Source organism: Bremerella sp. JC817 (genome assembly GCF_040718835.1).
In the GTDB taxonomy this organism is placed as follows: domain Bacteria; phylum Planctomycetota; class Planctomycetia; order Pirellulales; family Pirellulaceae; genus Bremerella.
Map to the genome: position 1 here is coordinate 247,205 of NZ_JBFEFG010000264.1, position 18,092 is coordinate 265,296.

An 18,092-nucleotide genomic window follows, 5' to 3' on the forward strand; every position below is an offset into this window, starting at 1 on the left:
GCATTTTCTAATGGTTATTCTCGGAGATTGTGCCGGATGAGGCAAGGAGTTGCAAATCGGGCGAAGTGGCCGATTTCTCCTCGTGCGGACGCTGGAATCGGGCCAAATCGACTTCGGCACGCCACGTTAGTTTTCGCAGGATAAACCAAAGCAGAACAGACACAGCCAGGACGACGCAGTTTGGGATCAGTTGGCCCAGGCCGATTGTCTCGACCCAGAACTTCCAGCTCATCACGAATACGACGCTGGCCACCAACAGGGCGATCTCGAGGCTTCCGGCGAAGTCGACTCGTTGGCGAGCCTTCTGCAGTGGTGTCAACAGAATCGCAATCGCCAGCGACATGGCTGCCACCGCCAAGACGGCCTGCCAGCCGAAATAAAGGCCAACCGCGACCAGCATGATCGGGATACCCAGGCGGTGCGAAGCGTCGGTGCGCTCGGGTTTGGGAAGAGCCAGTCGCAGCACGGCACCGCCAATCGTTCCGGCGACGATTCCGCACATGGCTGTCAGGAACACTGACAGACGCGCGGCATCGTGAAATGACTCGAACGTCCAATCGCTCCAGGCCGCCGGGTAAAGTTCCGGCCAGATCAGTGGTGCGAAGAAGCCAACGCCGTAAGCAACCACGTTCAAGGTGAGCGGCATCCGGCTGCGATCCCACGCGATCAAAGCCCAGCACATCATCAGGCTGAAGAAGTAGCAATGGAACGCGTAGATCGAAAGCATCTCGAACTTCAGTTCCAACATGGCCCGGGCATAGCTGAGCGAGATCGCGGCATGCCCCGGGAGATTGCTTCCTCCTTGCAGCACTTCAGTATGCAGCAGGACCAGGAAGATCAGACCCATCGCGGCTTCCACCAGGGGATAGCGAGGGGAAATTGGTAAGCGACAAGTTCGGCAGCGGCCACCCAGCATCAACCATCCGAGGACCGGGACGTTGTCGTTCCAGGCCAGCTTCGTGCTGCAGAAGGGGCAACGCGAAGGCCGGGTCACGACCGTTTCGCCACGTGGCATCCGCCAGATGACCACGTTCAAAAAGCTGCCGACGGTGGCTCCGAAGAAAAAGAACCATGTGTACAGGAAGCCAGCGATCAGAACCGTCTGGATCCACTGGATCTGGTCCAAGCGGTTCTGGCGGCTCACGAAGTCTTCGTCCGAGCCGGAAAGCCAAAGCATCTCGAACGCTGGCCAAGCGAGCAAAGCCCCCATGCCTAGGCAAACCACGACCGCAATCGCATAGCGAAGCCAAATTAGTCGGGAAGCAGGTCGAGGCATGTTGCTTTACGTCATGGATTGCAGGGTTTCAGGAAGGGGTATTTTAGGTGCTTTCCCGCCAAAAACCCAGGGTGGCAGTGGGTATCCGCGACATGAGAAAGCGAGGATCCATCGTCGACGAATTCTATGGAATCCAGATGACTTCCAGCATGTTGCTCGTTAAACTGCCAATTCTTTGGACGGACACCCTTGTGGGTGGGCTCCTCCTCTCCCGGCATGCCAGCTTAGGAATCCGTTTGTGGATATCGATAATCCCTTCAAATCTCCGGTCGATTTTGGTTCGAGCGAACCAGCCGTCTCGGGCAATACGATCCAGATTCGCCCCTTTCCGATTCGTATGTCTCGCTTCCATTGCAGCGTGCTGACCCCCAAAGAGGTCTCGCTGATGCTGCATCAAGAGTTGGTCAATTATTGCCGCGAGCAAGGTTTGCAGGTGGTCGAGGGGCCTGCCGCTCGACAGATCGAGGCCGAGATCGCCGAGGTTGAAGAGGGCAATCAGGCTTTGCGATACTTGTTGCCGTTTCTGGCTGGCCAGGCAAAAGTGACCGTCAAAGGCGAGATCCGCCAGGGCAAGCGACCTGCCCAGCCTTTCGAGATCTCGCGAAACTTCCACATGGGAGCGTTCGGCGGCAGCAGCAAGACCATGATCAAGCAAGGCCTGCAGCGAATCGCCATGCAGATAGGCGTTCACGTGGGTGCGGAAACCCAGCCGGCGAATTCGGCGAGCTCGATGTTTGCCAAGTTCTATGTCCCTGGGGTGATTGTCGCCGCGCTGCTTCTGGCAATTATTTTGGCCACGATCTGCTATCAGACTTCGTTGACCTGGCCAGAGCGTCACGACGGGATGCCCAAGAACGAGCGTTGGATTTTCTGGCTGATGTCGTCCTGGATGTGGTACATCGCCTGTGCTGCCGGGGGCTATGCCTTTGCTCCGCAGAGCGTGCTAACCAGCCGAGCGTTTGTCAAAATCCGAGAAATTGTAGGTGTGAAGTCGATCCTGGCGATGCGGATCGTGTTCGGCATCTTCACGGTCCTGCCGGTGGTCGGAATTTACTTCTTTGCCAAACTGGTTTAACCGGTGGCGATTGTCTTCCAGGTCGGCTTCTGGCCAATGGCTGACAGGTCGCCTGACGGCTGTCCGCAAAACGTAATTTTCTGAGAACGGACCTTGCTGCGAAACGCCGACCGAACCTACAATTCCCAAACGCTTGCTCGAGGCATACCAGACCTGAATACTTACCCCAAGGTCTGCCCCGTCGCGGCTCCTGGTTAGCTGTCCTGGGATGGCCAATCCTTTCGACTTCGAGATCCTGCCTCAGCCGGATGATACGACCTGTGGGCCGACGAGCCTGCACGCCGTTTATCAGTACTTTGGCCTCAACCTCGATCTGCACCATCTGATCTCGGAAGTTCCGACCCTGGAACAGGGCGGCACCTTGGGTGTAATGCTGGGCATTGATGCCCTCCGTCGCGGCTTCAGTGCCACGATCTACACCTACAATCTTGAGGTCTTCGATCCGATCTGGTTTAGCCGCAGCTACGACCTGGTCGAGCGGCTCGAATCGCAGATGCAGGTCAAAGCCCAGTCAAAACTCCACCTGGCCAGCCAGGCATATGTCGAGTTCCTGCAACTGGGAGGCAAGATCAAGATGCGTGATTTGAACGCGATGTTGATCAGCCGCTTCCTGCATCAGTCGATCCCGATCCTCACCGGGCTCAGCTCGACCTACTTGTACGGTGGTCCGCGTGAGCATGGATTGAAGAACATTCCTGACGATGTCCGGGGACTTCCTCAGGGGCACTTTGTCGTTTTGTACGGCATGAATGAAAACCAGGATCGGGTCTACGTGGCCGATCCCTATTTGCCCAACCCACTGGGCGAGATGCATCACTATCCGGTCAGCTTTGACCGCCTGGTGTGTTCGATTCTGCTAGGCATTCTGACCTACGATTCCAACCTGCTGGTCATCGAACCGAAAAAGGTCGGCGGCAACGCAGGGGGCAGATCCGCTTCATGACGCCTTGAGTTCCTCTCCATCGCTTTCGGCCCGCGGTCGAAATGTCTGCGGGTCGGCGTTTTTGTGGATCGACACGCCGCTTCCACCCCCAATCATCGAAACTCGCGTCCCTCCCCGACGCATTGAAATAAGCATCATGGCAATTCTTATTGTGACCGACCAAACCGATCGCTGGCCCGCCGATAATCCGTCGGTCACGGTGGTCGACCCGAAGGCCTACATCACGCAGCCTCAGTTCAGTGAGATCCGTGGCGCGAAGGTCTTTAACCTGTGCGAAACCTATCGCTACCAAAGTGTCGGCTACTATGTCTCGCTGCTGGCGGAAGCCCGTGGCCATCGCCCGGTACCGAGTGTCGGGGCAATGCAGGACTGGAAGACCCGCAGCATCATTCGCCTGATTACCGAAGACCTCGACGAACTGATCCAGAAGTCGTTGGCACCCATCAAGTCGAAGAAGTTCACGCTGAGTATCTACTTTGGCAAGAACATGGCCAAACGCTACGATTCGTTGGCCTTGCGGCTTTTCAGTCTGTTTCAGGCTCCATTAATGCGGGCCAAGTTCATGCTCGAAAAGAACCGCTGGCAGCTGACCAGTGTCGGGGGGATCTCGGCGGCGGACGTGCCGGAAGCCCACTGGCCGTTCATCGTGGAGACATCGCTTGAACATTTCTCGAAGCGGCGAAGTGTCGCCAAGGTGAAGAAGACTCGCTTCGACATGGCGATCCTGCGAAACGCTGACGATCCAGAGCCGCCATCCGACGAAGTCGCATTGCAAAAGTTCGCCAAGGCGGCTGCCCAGCAAGGCATTTCGACCGAGTACATCTCTCGAGAAGACTATGGCCGGCTGGCAGAGTTCGATGCCCTATTTATTCGCGATACCACGGCGGTCAATCACTATACCTACCGCTTCGCTCGCCGGGCAGCGGCCGAAGGATTGGTGGTGATCGACGACCCGACTTCGATCTTGCTGTGCACGAACAAGGTGTACCTGGCCGAACTGCTGACGCGGCACAAGATCCCGGTGCCGAAGACGGTGGTCGTCCATCGCGACAACGCCGATACACTGGCCGAACAGTTAGGTTTTCCGTGCGTATTGAAGCGGCCTGACAGCGCATTTTCGCTGGGGGTGGTCAAGGTGAAAGACCCGGCCGAACTCGATCAGAAGTTGAACGAGTTCTTCGCCGATTCGGAACTGATCATCGCTCAGGAATTCTTGCCGACCGACTTCGACTGGCGCATCGGCATCTTCGATGGCCAGCCGCTGTATGCCTGCAAATACTACATGGCACGCGGCCACTGGCAGATCATTCGGCACGAGAACACCACTCGGGGCCGTTACGGCAAGCTGGAAACCTTGCCAGTGGAACTCGCTCCGCGGAAGGCGGTTCAGATCGCTTTGAAGGCGGCCAATTTAATTGGCGATGGGCTGTATGGCGTCGACGTCAAAGAGTCAGATGGCAAATTCTCGGTGATCGAAGTCAATGATAACCCGAACATTAACTCCGGCTGTGAAGACGCCGTGTTGAAGGAAGAGCTTTACCGCCGAATGGTATCGGTCTTCGTGAAACGTATCGAACAAAAGAAAGCAGGCGTCGAGTAGCTTCCGCCTTCGCTTTCACCCAGGTTCTAACCTTTCCAATTTTCATCAAGGCAAACCCAAGCCATGCTGGCTGAATCGACTGAATCCGAGAGCAATTCCATTTCGCTGTTTGAAGCATTTGGAGTCGAAGTCGAGTACATGATTGTTCACGATACGTCGCTCGATGTCGCCCCGATTGCCGACCAGGTCTTGCGCGACGAAGAGGGGCAGCCGAGTGAAGAAGTCGAGCATGGCGATATCGCCTGGTCGAACGAATTGGCCGCCCACGTCGTCGAACTGAAGACCAACGGTCCAGCCCCCAGCTTTGCCGGCCTGGCCCAGAAATTCCAGGCGAACGTGAACGAGATCAACGCGTCGCTTGGTCAGATTGGTGCGCTTTTGATGCCAAGTGCCATGCATCCGTGGATGCGTCCAGAACTGGAAATGAAGCTGTGGCCTTATGGCTACAACGAAGTCTACGAAGCGTTCAACGTCATTTTCAACTGCACTGGTCACGGTTGGGCCAATCTGCAAAGCTGCCACTTAAACCTGCCTTTCGCGACGGACGAAGAGTTCGGCCGATTGCATGCGGCCATTCGTTTGCTGCTGCCGATCTTGCCGGCCCTGACCGCCAGCAGTCCGGTTTGCGAACGCCAAATGACGCCGCACCTGGATCATCGCTTGGAAACGTATCGCCACAATGCCGACCGAATCCCTCAGGTCGCCGGGCATGTTATTCCTGAAGCCGTTTTCACGCGGAAGGATTACGAAGAGCAGATCCTGCAGCCGATCTACGACGCGATGGCTCCGCTCGACTTGCCAGGCGTACTGCGGCATGAATGGGCCAACAGTCGCGGTGCGATCGCTCGTTTCATGCGAAACACGATCGAAATCCGCGTGATGGACGTGCAAGAGCATCCCGCCGCCGACGTGGCGATCTGCCAGTTGGTAGCCAACGTGGCCAAGGCATTGACCGAAGAGAAATGGAGCTCGACGGCCGAGCAGCAAAAGGCGGAAACGAAGCGACTGAAAGAGATCTTCCTGAACGTGATCGACGACGCCGACGAAACAGTGATTGTCGATCCCGACTACCTGCAGCACTTCGGCTGGACGGAAGGGACCTGTACCGCCAACCAGTTGTGGCGATCGTTGGCCGATCAGTTTCCGGTAGAAGAAAAGCCACTGGCCGATGCCTTGCAGGTCATCCTCGAAGAAGGAACCTTGGCCCATCGCATCGTGCGGACACTGCATGGCAAGTTCGAGAGCCGGCTGTTGCCAGTTTACCGCGAACTGTGCGGTTGCCTCCAGGAAGGTCGCTCGTTCCACGGGCTCGACTAACGCTGCCCGATCACACAACACGAATTGCCATGAAACGATCTTCAACTCGCGTCTTGCTCTTCACCTGCGAACATGGTGGTAACCAGGTGCCTCGCAAGTTCGCTGGGCGGTTTGCGGATCACCAAGACCTCTTGAAGACACATCGTGGCTGGGACCCGGGTGCTTTGAAGACAGCAAAGGCCTTCGCCCAGGCTGCCGACGTCCAGCTGTTTTTCAGTGAGACGACCCGCTTGTTGGTCGACTTGAACCGGTCGGAATGGAACCCGGCATTGATGTCCAGCCTCGTGCCTCCGCCCAACGAGGAGGAGCGAGACGAGATCCTGGAAAAGTGGTATCGGCCGTTCCGTCAGCAGGTACTCGATTGGGTGACCCAGCACGTCCAGCAGAAGCAACAGGTCTGGCACCTTTCGTTTCACAGCTTCACGCCGGAGCTGAACGGGGAAGTCCGCAATGCCGAGATCGGTCTGCTGTACGATCCCCAACGCGAGCCGGAGCGGGCGCTGGCAGCTCGCTGGAAGGAAACGTTACGAGAGACGCTACCGGAGTGCCGGGTCCGGATGAACTATCCCTACCGCGGAATCACGGATGGTCATACGACCGCGTTGCGTAAAAGATTCGGGGCAGGGGAGTACGTCGGAATCGAGCTGGAAGTGAATCAGCTGCTTTATGCCCAAGCGCCGGCCCAGGTCAAACGGCTGATAGCAGGCCTGCAGGGGAGCTTCCTGGCCGCCCACCAGGGGATTTAAGCAGGCGATGCTTGCTTACGAAGAATGGCTGATCGGCACGCTTTACCTTGCTCCGCAATTCCTCCGAGTCTGGACGTAACCGGTTGCCTGCTTGCTACTTGAGATTCCCCCTAGGGATGGTATTCTTACACGTGGCATACAAGGAGGGGCTCTTATTTTTCAGGTCGCTGTCGCGCGCGGTGGCCGGATGGTCTCTCAGCAATAACCTTCAGTTCAAGTTCGGGGGAACGTTGAACGATCGGGATCTTAGGCAAAGGAGAGCAGGCCAGAACAAACGGACTGGTTCGTACGCTCTTTCCGCGTTCTTAGGGCTCAGCAACGCTGAGGATCTCATCGCATCTCTTCCCTGAAACCTGACTGGCACGTGGAATAGGAATTTTGCATGAAGAACCCACCCATCCATTGGTCGGAAGGGATGTTTCTTCGGCCCCATCATTTCCAAGCCCAGGATCGCCACTGGTACGAGTTCCTCGAAAACTCTTTCCGGGACCTGATCCCTTATGCCTATGGGATTCGTTCCATCGAAATCAGCGACCAGGCAATCGCCAATTTCCAGATTGACGTCTCGCACTGCGAAGCCCGGATGCGGGATGGCACGATCATCTCGATCGGCGGCAACGACCAGATGGACCGCGTCGATCTGCGGCAAGGTCTTCAGGGGCTGCAGAACCTGAAAGAGATCTTCCTCGAAAACGAAGTCATTCGAGTCTACCTGGCAGTCCCGCGCGTCAAACTGGGGCACGAGAACACGGCTCGCGATTCTCAATCTTCCCAGACACGCTACTACGAATTCTCGCGCGAGGACGAAGAAGAGAACCGCGGCGGAAACCCTCAAGAGGTCTCGTACCGCGAACTGAACATCCGCATCTTGTTGTCGACCGACGAACTTTCCGGCTACGACTTGCTGCCGATCTGCCAGATCATTCGCAACGAAGCTGACGGCACGCCGCGCATCGATCCGAACTATTGCCCACCTTGCCTGGCAATTGAAGCCTGGACGCCGCTGGGGACCGGCATCGTCCGCCGAACGTTCGATTTGATTGGCGAACGCATCGAACGCTTCCGCAACGACATCTTAAACCAGAACATTACCTGGGACCCGCGCGAGATTGGCGATCTCGAGAAAATGATGCGTCTGCGAACCTTGAACGAAGCCTACGCCGAACTGCGAGTGCTGGGGTTCAGCGATGGGATTCATCCGTTAACGGTCTATACAACCCTTTGCCGAATCGTCGGCCAGTTGGCGATCTTCGACGACAAGCAGCGACGCGTCGAAACGATTCCGAAGTACGACCACGAGAACCTGGCCGAGATCTTCCAGTGGGCCTACAACGAAATTCGCCGTTTAAGCGAAGGTCGCATCGACGCGACCTACGAACATCGCTTCTTCCTGGGAAGCGGCCAGTCGATGCATGTCCAATTGGATCCAAAGTGGTTCGATCCGAGCTGGGAGTGGTACATCGGTTTCGAGGGGGTAAGCATCTCGAAGGAAGATACGTACCAACTGGTAACCCAGGGCTTCCACTGGGTGTTTGGTAGCGGCGAACAGGTCGAAACGCTCTTCCGCAATAACATGCCAGGGGTTCGCTTGCGTCCCGTTGCGCAGCCACCGCGGGTCTTACCGCAAGGTGGCAACTGGGTTTACTTCCAGGTGCAGCGGCAAGGACCGCCATGGGACGATGTCCAACGAACGCAGACGATGGGCTGGCGTTTCCAGGAAGAATACATTCACGATGTCAAAGAACTGCAAGGCAAGAAGCGTCTTGTCTTGAACATTCGGAATCAACTTATCGCGCTGCATGTGGCAGTCTTCGCATTGCGGCACGGAGAGCAGAATCGGGCTTAACCCGCCGGTCGAGTTTAACTTGTCCGGTTTGAATCCGGCGTTGCCCTTCGCCCCTGTTGAACTTTGGAAATCGAGTCAGAATGACCCCCAAATTTGCCAAAGCAGTCGATCCCATCTTTCTCTGTATGCTCGATCTGTTGGATCGGATCGAGCGCGACGGGAACTCGCTCGATCCCAGTCAGGAGCGAATCCGCGTGAAGAAGCGGATCGATACGGCCGAGAATCTGCTCGGACAGACCGCCGAGTGGGAACTGGCGAAGTACGCTTTGGTGGGTTGGATCGATCAGATGCTGATCACCGCGCCATGGAACGGTGCCAACTGGTGGCAGAATAACGACCTGGAATACGAATGCTTCCACAGTGGAAAAGCGTTCGAGCACTTCTTCGTCGCGGCACGTGAAGCCCAAAGCTTGCCGAACAAAGACGCCCTGGAAGTCTATTACGTCTGCGTCGTGCTTGGCTTCCGCGGTTTGTATGGCCATCCGCATTCGCTGCAGTACACCCAGCACTACGGCTTGCCGGCCGACTTGGATACCTGGGCCAAGCAGACCGCTTCGGCACTTCAATTGGCGATTGGTCGTAGCCCGATCATCGATCGTCCTGAGCCCGGCGAAGGGGCTCCACCGCTGACCGGTTACAACAAGCTGATCAACATGACCCTGTTTGCGGTGGTGATGGTCGCGATTTGTATCGGTTACTTTTTGATGTTTGGGGTTAACAAATAGTTGCCGGTGCTGGTTGAAGTCCGGCAGCACGGAACCGAAGGTTCTCGAAAATGATGTCATTCGTTTACAACGTCATCTACTACCTCACTCTTCCGTTTACCGCGTTCAACACGTTGGCCTCGGCCATGCCAGGCGTGCGGAACCTGGGGAAGATCACGGTTCCGACACGCATCGCGCTGTTGGTGTTCCTGTTCCTCTTCTTTGTGCTGATTTCGTTCTGCATCTCGTTCCAGTTTTCAGGCACCTCCGCGCAGTGGACCGACTATTTGCTCGACTGGAAGACCGGCCTGGCCGTGCTCTTTTTGATGATCGTGATCCCGGTCGTTTCGTACTACGTCGTGAAGATCTGGATGGAAGAAGAAACCTCCGACTTCCCCGATATCGATAAGGCCTGGAAGCAAGGTATCCATGAACTCGACAAGCATGGCATTCCTTTGGGAAGTACGCCCTTGTTTTTAGTGCTGGGCAACCAGGACGAGCGTCGCGCCAGCAACTTGATGCGTGCCTCGGGATTTGGTTTCAACGTTTCTGATCCTGCTCAGGGACCGGCCGCGTTGCACTGGTATGCCAATTCCGACGCCATCTTCATCTTTCTGACGAAGGCATCGTGCCTTTCAACACTGGCCGAAGGCTTCCAGCGTCGGACCGGGCCAGGCTCGCAGTTAGCGACACCTTCCATGCGAGAAATCCCAGGCGGGCAAACGATTGTCGCCGGTGCTGGCCAACAAAGTCTGGTCAACGAGCCACTACCAGATCATACGCTCGGTGCGGACGACGACGATCAGCAGCACTTCATGGAAGCTCCTCCGCAAATGGCCGGAATCGGAGCGACGATGAACTTTGGTCAAGGACTCGACGCGGGGCAGACGATGGCGTTCAGTCCCGATGCCCCAGCACCTGGCATGGCCAGCATGCGGCAATCGAAGGCCGATCTGACCGATCAGATGGAACGCTTGAAGTACGTTTGTACGTTGATCAACAAAGCCCGTCGCCCGGTCTGTCCGATCAATGGATTGCTGGTCACAGTGCCGTTTGAACTGGTCGAAGATGCCAGCGAACCGGTTCAAGTCGCGATTCAAAGCGACCTGGATGTGATCCGCGGCATGACCCGTTTGCGATGCAGCGTGACGGCCCTGGTTACCGAAATGGAAAGTGCCCCAGGCTTCCTCGAACTGATTCGACGCGTCGGCGAAAAGCGAGCCCAGGAACAACGCTTCGGCAAAGGTTTCAATGTCTGGAATCCTCCGATCGCCGAGCAGTTGGAAGCGGTCTCGCAGCATGCGACCGGGGCGTTCGAGGATTGGACTTACCTGCTGTTTCGCGAGAAAGATGGTCTTCGTCGGCCTGGCAATCCCAAACTGTTCGAACTGCTGTGTAAGATTCGGGGGCGATTCAGCGAGTGCCTGACGAACATTGTCGCCAACTCGTTTGGTTACGAGCCGGATAAGAATCCACGTGCGGCCCACAACTCGCTGCTGTTCAGCGGTTGTTATTTCGCAGCGACTGGCGACACCAAAGATCGCCAGGCCTTCGTGCGGAGCGTGCTGTATCGCGTGATGGAGCAAGACGCCGAGCTCGATTGGAGCTACGAGGCACTGGAAGAAAACAGCAGTGCCGACTTCGCGGCAAACGTGGCCGCGCTCATTGGTGGAGTCTGTTTGCTACTGCTGATTGGGATGGGACTCAACGCGGCGTTCGGCGAATACATGCCTTGGAATCAGGATGGCTAACGATGCAAAACACGGCTCGGCAAATCTACCTGGGAATGCTGGTTCTATTGCTGTTGCCGATGATCGGCTGCGGTGGATGCTCTCAAGAAAAGCAGATTGTGCTGGTCATCTCTGGTACAGAAACGAGCGAGCAGCGTAAAGCCATCCAGGAGAATACCTCCGCCTGGTTGGACGGATCCCAAAGCTACTTCACGCTAGGGTACGAGTCAGGCGGAGTCTATACGCTGAAGATTTCGCCCGTCGAAGACGTTCAAGCGGCCGCGGAAAAGATTGACTTTGGTACGGTCACAAAGATCGAAGACCGTACCATCTACGTCGAGTATCACCCTCCAGCCGATGCCGAAGAGTAACGGAAGCCTTGCTATTTCAGCAGTTCCAGCGTTTCGATCACGAACGAGGCGTGCACGATGATAGCCAGCCCGAACTGATGATGGGTTTTGATCGTCATATAGTTCCCCTTCATCGTGTCGTTCAGAAACCGCTGGCCATGCACGACTCCCATAATCAGTGGCTGCTCTGCGGATCCTTCTTCTTCGCCGGCAAGCGTCGTAAAGACCGGCCCGCCGCTGTCACCGCTGAAGATACTGGTGCTGATGTAAAACGTCTTGGTCTTGCTGGTTGGCAGGACTGGGAACGATGCCAATGGACCGTTTCGCAAAATTGCGAAGCCTGCCTCGCTCGATTCTTCGCGATGCGGATAGCCCAGCATGGTCAACTTGCGGCCTGGGTGCACACCCTTGGTTCGCAGATGTTCTTCGGTTGCCAACAAGCTGGTTGGCAGATGTGGAAGGTCGGCGTCTGCTGGCGGAGTCACGTAGATCGCGGCGACGTCTTGTTCCGGGTGGTTTACCCACAGCGGCTTGTCATCTTTGCGGATGGCGAGCGGAACCAATTGCTTCTTGTACTCTCCTTCCGCTGTTTTAATGCGAAAGACGACCGAGGTTTCATCGCCGTTGGTTTTGTCGAGCACGTGCTTGGCTGTCACCAGGATGAAGGTTTTGCCTTCGTCAGGCGTCAGAATGAAACCAGTCCCGGTGGAACCAGGATTACTCAGTTTCACCGTGGCCCGGAACATGAGCGTGGTGGGATCTTCCGACTCGGCATGCAGCGGCGATGTCAGCAGGGAAGCAGAAACGAGCAGGGCCAAGAGCACGAGAGAAACAGTCTTCAACATGGCAATCGATTTTCAAATTCAGGTGGCAGGTCTAGGAGCGGGGCTCAAGGCGAATGGCTTGTTGCTTCCCAGTTTCGCAGCCAATCGTCGCGAGAAACCGGCAAGCGTATCAGCTTCGGGAGGGTGGTTGGTTAACAGCCCAGACTAGTTGTCCGCGGCCGGCATGGAAAGCCCGCTTCTGGTTTTCGGAGCACGGCCCAAAAGTAGAGGGCCTGGTGATGGATTGGATCCCGCTGCCAAATTGCCCTACGCTTGGACGGTACGCGTTCGATTCATGGTAGCTTTTCCGACGGCGAAGGAATCTGGCGATGCGACAGGTCGAAGAGTATCAGGCGATTCAAGCAATTTCTAAAGAAGTCTTAGCAGAAATCGGGGCGAGCCTTGTCGTATCCGATACGGAAGCGACCATCGCCCGTCGTGCCCAGCAGTTGCTGGCCGATCGCGGTATTACCGATACGTGGTACCACGATTGTCCGGCCCTGGTGTTAGCCGGAACACGATCTTGTCTTTCGCTCTCGGGACGCGACTACGTGCCTGCCGACGAGCCTCTCGGGAATTTCAACCTGGTGACCGTCGACTTGAGTCCCTGTCGAGAAGGCATCTGGGGTGACTGTGCCCGAAGCTTCTACGTTGAAAATGGCCACTCTGTCAGCGAGCCTGAAGATGCCGAGTTCCAGCAAGGCAAAGCAGCCCTCAACACCTTGCATAGTCGCCTGCAACAGTTCGCTAAACCAGATATGAGCTTCGATGATCTTGGGCGATTCATGAAGAACGAAATTCAGGAACTCCGATTCGTGGAGCTCGACTTTCTCAGCAACTATGGCCATACGATCGAAACGGATCTGGCTGCACGCAGTTATATCGAGAAGGGCAATCCACGAAGTTTGCGTTCGGTGGATCTATTCACGTTCGAACCCCATATTCGACCAGTCGAAGGACGATGGGGTTTCAAGCACGAAGAGATCTATTACTTCGAAGGCGAGGTCCTCCGCGTATTGTGAGCGGACGAGGAGCGTTCAAGAAATAAAAACGGCCTGAGAGAACTCAGGCCGTTTTCTTGATTCATTGAAGAGCCGGGTCTAGCGATTAGAAGTCGGAGACGACTTCGCCACCGGCACGCGTGCCGAGCGAACGCCAGATGGTCAGGTCGATCGTTTCGCTGATCGAGCGACTGCTGCCGTCGAACATCACGACGTCGACGACGCCTGGGTGCCAGCTTCGCGAGGTGACGATCGAGTAGGTCGGGCTACCAGCGTTGCCGTCCTTACCTTCCTGCCACGAATTGAAGTCGCACTCTTCGTACGTAGTTCCGCCGTTAGAGCACGAGGTCTTCGCGTTCGGTGGCATCGTGACGGTGAAGCCGGTGTGATGTACGCGACCGTCAGGCCATTCCGTGTGCCCGGTGTTCTTGAACTCGTCGCCGGAAGCGATGATCGCTTCGGCATCGGCGATCGTGTTCGGAATGGTCGTCGTCGACGGGCCGCCATTGCGGAAGTAAGGTGTCCAGGCCTTTACTTCAGCACCCAGCAGCGTGTTGGATGAACCATCGGTCGCGTCGCGGAACGACAAGCTCGAGTTCGGATAGAACAGCCCGTTGCCACCTTGCTTGTTGGAAGGATTGAAGACGAACCAGGTACCGTAATTGAAGCCATAGCTGGTCGGCCACAGTTTCACCTTGCCGCCGCCTGGGTCGCGTTCGCGACCAGCACCGGGATCACTTGGGCAGCCATAACCAGGGATCTTCAGGCCATCGATCGCCGTCTGGAAGTCCCAGGCAATCGTGATGTCGACGTTGTCGTACAGGTTGCCTTGTTCCAGAAACTGCAAAATTCGACCATGCACGCCCCACGACCCGTTACTGGCACTGGTGGATGTCGATAGGTCGACTGTGCAGCCCATCGGCAGTACGCGGTAGGTATCGACGTAGTTGTGCAGGGCGAGGCCCATCTGTTTGAGGTTGTTTTTGCACTGCATCCTCCGGGCAGCTTCCCGAGCTTGTTGCACGGCTGGCAACAACAAAGCGATCAGGACACCAATAATGGCGATCACGACTAAAAGTTCAACAAGCGTGAAACCTTCGCGTGGCGATTTCCGTGGGGTTGGAAAAATCGTCATGCTTCTCGAGTTCCTTGGATAACGGGGCATGGCACATCTGGTGCCCCTGGATCTAGTTAACCGCGTCCTAGACAATTTCCTCCAACAAAGCGGGACGCACTTTGCCCTGTTCGGCAAATTTGATACCCAGTCTAGGTGGAGTCCACTCTTTTTCTAGGGGCCATTTCGTGATTTCGCGAGAACAAGGCAGGAATCTGAAGACGATTGAGAATGCGAACCGAGTAGTATTGCGCAGAGTCCTTGATTGAGGCGAGATTGTCCTGTGTTGTTGTCGACTCGGACGACAACCATGTCGTTCTTGATAACACATTTGTGGTGTGACCAATGAGCTAGCGAGGTATTGATGGACGCGATCATCGACCTGTTTGAAGGCCTTCAACGAATGTCGCCGGGCAGCGAAGCGACAACCTCCGAGGCGATCGCGACGGCAACCCAAGGACGAACCTGGCGATCGCTCGTCGAGTTTGGCTGTGGTCGCGGTATCTCGACGATGCTGCTGGCCGAGCAGACTTCCGCGAAGATCACGGCAGTCGATACCTGCGGTGCTTTCCTACAGCAACTGCAAGTCGAAGCGGCGACGCGAGGCTATGCCGATCGCGTTCACATCCGTCAGCAAAGCATGGATACCACTTGGCCAGAAGGGACCTCATTCGATGCGGTCTGGTGCGAAGGTTCCGTCTACAGCATTGGGCTCGACAACGCTTTGCGATTGTGGCATCCACTTCTCAGCCCAGGCGGGGTTCTGGCTGTCAGTGATCTGGTCTGGCTGACGGACTCCCCCGACCCGGAAGCCGACGCCTATTGGAAACGGCAAGGCGTCTCACTTCGCTCGCGCGGGGAGATCGAGCAGTTGTTGCCTGAGCATGGATTTCGATTGCTGAGTAGCTTCGTGTTTCCCGATAGCGATTGGCAGAACTATTACGGGCCGATCTCTCAGCGGCTTGAAACCTGGATCGATGGCTATACCGACCGCCAGGAGGCGGAACTGGTCGCGGCGGCTTTCGAGGAGGAAATGGCGACATATTCACGGTTTGGGCAGCAATACGGCTACGTCTTTTTCCTGGCCGAGGTTTAAACGGTTGAATCACGCGGGAAAACAGAGGATGGTATAGGGAAATCACCTCGCTCCCTCCCCCTAGAGATTCGATCATGCCACGTCTCTTGTTGTCGCTCTTGCTGCTGGTTGCGTGCAGCACGTCGTCGTTCGCTGCCGAAAAGCCGAACTTCCTTTGGATCATGTCGGAAGACAACTCGAGCCACTTTCTGAAATGGTTCGATCCGACCGGCGCATCCACGCCGAACATCGAAGCCCTCGCCAAAGAAGGGCTCACCTATGACAACGCGTTTTCAAATGCCCCGGTGTGCAGCGTCGCGCGGACGACGTTGATTACCTCGTGCTATGCACCGCGGATTGGGACCTTTCATCATCGTAAGAGCTTCATCGTGCCGATGCCGGAAGGCTTAAAGATGTTCCCCGCCTATCTGCGAGAAGCAGGCTACTACACGACCAACAACAGCAAAGAAGATTACAACGCTCAGAAGTCGAAGGACGTCTGGGACGAGTCTTCGCGTAAGGCCTCGTGGCGAAATCGAAAGCCTGGGCAGCCGTTCTTCCATGTGCAAACCTACACGACGACGCACGAAAGTTCGTTGCACTTTCCTGCCGCTGATATCGACAACAAACCGAATGAGAACGATGCCGAATCGGTGTTTGTCGCGCCCTATCATCCGCAAAGCAAAGAGTTCAAATACACCTATGCCCGTTACCACGATCGAATCCAGCAAATGGATCAACAGGTCGGTAAGCTGGTCGATCAGTTGCGGGAAGATGGCTTGCTCGATTCGACGTTCGTCTTTTACTTCGCCGATCATGGCGGCGTGTTGCCACGTAGCAAGGGTTATGCCTACGACACCGGTTTGCATGTCCCGCTGGTGATCCGTGTGCCCGAGAAGTTCCGCGAGCAACTGCCGCAGACGACCGGCAGCCGCATCGAGTCGTTCGTCAGCTTTGTCGACTTCGGCCCGACGGTGCTGAACCTGGCAGGCGCGAAGGTGCCTGATCAGATCGATGGTCACGCGTTCCTTGGTTTAGGTGAGCAGCAGTTGGTCGAGAGCGACGAGTCGTTTGGCTACGCCGATCGCTTTGATGAAAAGTACGACATGGTGCGAACGCTGCGAAAGGGCAAGTATCGCTACATTCGCAACTACCAGCGATTCAACTTCGACGGATTGATGAACAACTATCGCTACAAGATGGTTGCTTACCAGAACTGGAAAGAATGGTTCGATGCCCAGAAGCTCGATGGCCTGCAAAGTCAGTTCTTCCAGGCCCGACCGGCTGAGATGCTGTTCGACGTTTCGGAAGATCCATACGAGATCGATGACCTCGCCGGTGATCCGAAGCACCAGGAAGTTCTGGAAGAACTTCGCGGTCGGCTCGATGAAATTGTGGTCGGTATGCCGGACCTGGGTTTCTATCCAGAGAGCTACCTGGCCGAAAAGGCGGCAACCAATCCGGTCGCTTTCGGTCAGCAGCACAAGGCGGACATCGCCGCGATGCAGCAGATTGCTAATTTACAACTAGGCTCGTTCGCGGATGCCCAGTCCGACATCGCTAAGGCGTTGGCTTCTTCCGATCCATGGCAGCGTTATTGGGGTGTGATCGCGTGCAGCGGGCATGGAGCCGAAGCGTTGCCGCTGAAGGAGACGTTGGTGAAGCTGGCCGAATCGGATCCCGAGAACCTCGTGCGTGTGCGGGCGATCGAGTACCTTGCCCTCTACGCCGGACAAGATCCGGCCGAAGCGATGGGCAAGGCTTTAGAGAACGCCAAGACCGCGACCGAAGCGAATCTGATTTTGAACTCAGTCGTCTTGCTGCGAGATGGCAGCCCAGGGTATTCGTTCTCGATCCGTCGCCAACAGGTCGAGCATCTCAAACAAAATCGTGGCGAACTCGAGCGTCGCCTGGAATACCTCGATCCGAAGTAAGGCCTGCCACGGCATAAAAAAAGACATCCGAATCACTACAAAAGGGATTCGGATGTCCTTGGAGATCGACTCGTCGTCGAATTGGTATCGCACATCACACCCATTCAAGGTGACGTGCGCTTAGTGCAGCCAGATCGAATCTTTCGGAGCGTCGCTACCGAACGAAATCTTCTGAGGCTGACCGTTGGCCGGGGCTCGGATAATCGGAGCTTCCGCCATCCGTTCAACCGGTGCCAAAGTATGGCTGGTTGGCTGAATGGTAGCGGCGAGTGGTTTCGGTTTCGATGCTGTTCGCAATGGATTGTGCGGTCGTGGAAGTGATCCGGTTGGCAGCACTGGGGCCGCGTCGATTTCTGCTGGTGTTGGCAAGTCGAGCGGAGCCTGCTTCGGCGTGATGTCGTTGTTCTGCGGTTTGGCAACCAGCGTGTTGTCCATCTTGGTTGGCTGGCCGATCACCGCTTTGTTGATGATGAAGTCGGAATGTGCTCGACGCTTGTTCAAGTCACGCATCAAGGCATCGTTGTAAGCCTTCTGCGGCCATGGGCCTTCCGCCAACG

The 18,092-nt window shown here is 56.2% G+C and carries 16 protein-coding genes; 12 read left to right on the forward strand and 4 right to left on the reverse strand.

Annotated features, from left to right (window positions below; translation table 11 throughout):
• Positions 1–7: 7 nt before the first annotated feature.
• Positions 8–1,276, reverse strand: coding sequence for a prepilin peptidase (locus AB1L30_RS07390; protein WP_367012780.1), 1,269 nt, complete (start codon positions 1,274–1,276; stop codon positions 8–10).
• A 238-nt stretch (positions 1,277–1,514) separates the two neighbouring features.
• On the opposite strand from AB1L30_RS07390, the gene AB1L30_RS07395 reads away from it, so the two are divergent.
• The 9 genes from AB1L30_RS07395 to AB1L30_RS07435 all read left to right on the forward strand — a co-directional run bounded on the left by AB1L30_RS07395 (position 1,515) and on the right by AB1L30_RS07435 (position 11,608).
• Positions 1,515–2,351 carry a DUF4410 domain-containing protein gene (locus AB1L30_RS07395; RefSeq protein WP_367012781.1) on the forward strand — a complete coding sequence of 279 codons (837 nt, stop codon included), beginning with the start codon at positions 1,515–1,517 and terminating at the stop codon, positions 2,349–2,351.
• Between the two features lie 208 nt (positions 2,352–2,559).
• A complete protein-coding gene (locus AB1L30_RS07400; protein ID WP_367012782.1) occupies positions 2,560–3,294 on the forward strand; it encodes a C39 family peptidase in 735 nt (244 codons plus the stop codon).
• Positions 3,295–3,430: 136 nt separating this feature from the next.
• Positions 3,431–4,894, forward strand: coding sequence for a RimK family protein (locus AB1L30_RS07405; protein WP_367012783.1), 1,464 nt, complete (start codon positions 3,431–3,433; stop codon positions 4,892–4,894).
• 63 nt (positions 4,895–4,957) lie between these two features.
• Positions 4,958–6,211: a glutamate-cysteine ligase family protein gene (locus AB1L30_RS07410; RefSeq protein ID WP_367012784.1), complete on the forward strand. Its 1,254-nt coding sequence runs from the start codon at positions 4,958–4,960 to the stop codon at positions 6,209–6,211.
• Between the two features lie 29 nt (positions 6,212–6,240).
• Positions 6,241–6,957, forward strand: coding sequence for an N-formylglutamate amidohydrolase (locus tag AB1L30_RS07415; RefSeq protein ID WP_367012785.1), 717 nt, complete (start codon positions 6,241–6,243; stop codon positions 6,955–6,957).
• 382 nt (positions 6,958–7,339) lie between these two features.
• Positions 7,340–8,803 (forward strand): type VI secretion system baseplate subunit TssK, encoded by a 1,464-nt coding sequence (tssK, locus tag AB1L30_RS07420; RefSeq protein WP_367012786.1) that lies wholly within the window; start codon positions 7,340–7,342, stop codon positions 8,801–8,803.
• An 80-nt stretch (positions 8,804–8,883) separates the two neighbouring features.
• Positions 8,884–9,528 (forward strand): DotU family type IV/VI secretion system protein, encoded by a 645-nt coding sequence (locus AB1L30_RS07425; protein ID WP_345087869.1) that lies wholly within the window; start codon positions 8,884–8,886, stop codon positions 9,526–9,528.
• Between the two features lie 50 nt (positions 9,529–9,578).
• Positions 9,579–11,258 carry a type VI secretion protein IcmF/TssM N-terminal domain-containing protein gene (locus AB1L30_RS07430; RefSeq protein WP_367012787.1) on the forward strand — a complete coding sequence of 560 codons (1,680 nt, stop codon included), beginning with the start codon at positions 9,579–9,581 and terminating at the stop codon, positions 11,256–11,258.
• A gap of 2 nt (positions 11,259–11,260) precedes the next feature.
• On the forward strand, positions 11,261–11,608 hold the full coding sequence (locus AB1L30_RS07435) for a hypothetical protein (RefSeq protein WP_367012788.1): 348 nt from the start codon (positions 11,261–11,263) through the stop codon (positions 11,606–11,608).
• 11 nt (positions 11,609–11,619) lie between these two features.
• Here the strand turns inward: AB1L30_RS07435 and AB1L30_RS07440 are convergent, their stop codons facing one another.
• Complete coding sequence (locus AB1L30_RS07440; protein ID WP_367012789.1) at positions 11,620–12,432, reverse strand: serine protease; 813 nt, start codon at positions 12,430–12,432, stop codon at positions 11,620–11,622.
• A 308-nt stretch (positions 12,433–12,740) separates the two neighbouring features.
• On the opposite strand from AB1L30_RS07440, the gene AB1L30_RS07445 reads away from it, so the two are divergent.
• The gene (locus tag AB1L30_RS07445; protein ID WP_367012790.1) at positions 12,741–13,433 is read left to right on the forward strand and encodes a M24 family metallopeptidase; all 693 of its coding nucleotides are present in this window, start codon (positions 12,741–12,743) and stop codon (positions 13,431–13,433) included.
• Between the two features lie 85 nt (positions 13,434–13,518).
• On the opposite strand, the gene AB1L30_RS07450 is transcribed toward AB1L30_RS07445, so the two are convergent.
• Positions 13,519–14,547 (reverse strand): DUF1559 domain-containing protein, encoded by a 1,029-nt coding sequence (locus tag AB1L30_RS07450; protein WP_367012791.1) that lies wholly within the window; start codon positions 14,545–14,547, stop codon positions 13,519–13,521.
• A gap of 343 nt (positions 14,548–14,890) precedes the next feature.
• Here AB1L30_RS07450 and AB1L30_RS07455 point away from each other — a divergent pair, with 343 nt between their 5' ends.
• Entirely contained in the window at positions 14,891–15,622 is a 732-nt protein-coding gene (locus tag AB1L30_RS07455) for a class I SAM-dependent methyltransferase (protein ID WP_367012792.1), read from the forward strand.
• A gap of 74 nt (positions 15,623–15,696) precedes the next feature.
• Positions 15,697–17,535, forward strand: a complete 1,839-nt coding sequence (locus AB1L30_RS07460) for a sulfatase-like hydrolase/transferase (protein WP_367012793.1) — start codon at positions 15,697–15,699, stop codon at positions 17,533–17,535.
• 120 nt (positions 17,536–17,655) lie between these two features.
• Here AB1L30_RS07460 and AB1L30_RS07465 read toward each other — a convergent pair.
• Positions 17,656–18,092, reverse strand: a 437-nt coding sequence (locus AB1L30_RS07465) for a hypothetical protein (RefSeq protein ID WP_367012794.1), incomplete at its 5' end; no start/stop codon positions are given.

Coding starts and splice junctions, on each gene's coding strand:
- AB1L30_RS07445 (WP_367012790.1), top strand. CDS start 12,741: ATGCGACAGGTCGAAGAGTATCAGGCGATTCAAGCAATTTCTAAAGAA.
- AB1L30_RS07455 (WP_367012792.1), top strand. CDS start 14,891: ATGGACGCGATCATCGACCTGTTTGAAGGCCTTCAACGAATGTCGCCG.
- AB1L30_RS07405 (WP_367012783.1), top strand. CDS start 3,431: ATGGCAATTCTTATTGTGACCGACCAAACCGATCGCTGGCCCGCCGAT.
- AB1L30_RS07410 (WP_367012784.1), top strand. CDS start 4,958: ATGCTGGCTGAATCGACTGAATCCGAGAGCAATTCCATTTCGCTGTTT.
- AB1L30_RS07435 (WP_367012788.1), top strand. CDS start 11,261: ATGCAAAACACGGCTCGGCAAATCTACCTGGGAATGCTGGTTCTATTG.
- tssK (WP_367012786.1), top strand. CDS start 7,340: ATGAAGAACCCACCCATCCATTGGTCGGAAGGGATGTTTCTTCGGCCC.
- AB1L30_RS07430 (WP_367012787.1), top strand. CDS start 9,579: ATGATGTCATTCGTTTACAACGTCATCTACTACCTCACTCTTCCGTTT.
- AB1L30_RS07460 (WP_367012793.1), top strand. CDS start 15,697: ATGCCACGTCTCTTGTTGTCGCTCTTGCTGCTGGTTGCGTGCAGCACG.
- AB1L30_RS07425 (WP_345087869.1), top strand. CDS start 8,884: ATGACCCCCAAATTTGCCAAAGCAGTCGATCCCATCTTTCTCTGTATG.
- AB1L30_RS07450 (WP_367012791.1), bottom strand. CDS start 14,547: ATGACGATTTTTCCAACCCCACGGAAATCGCCACGCGAAGGTTTCACG.
- AB1L30_RS07440 (WP_367012789.1), bottom strand. CDS start 12,432: ATGTTGAAGACTGTTTCTCTCGTGCTCTTGGCCCTGCTCGTTTCTGCT.
- AB1L30_RS07390 (WP_367012780.1), bottom strand. CDS start 1,276: ATGCCTCGACCTGCTTCCCGACTAATTTGGCTTCGCTATGCGATTGCG.
- AB1L30_RS07415 (WP_367012785.1), top strand. CDS start 6,241: ATGAAACGATCTTCAACTCGCGTCTTGCTCTTCACCTGCGAACATGGT.
- AB1L30_RS07400 (WP_367012782.1), top strand. CDS start 2,560: ATGGCCAATCCTTTCGACTTCGAGATCCTGCCTCAGCCGGATGATACG.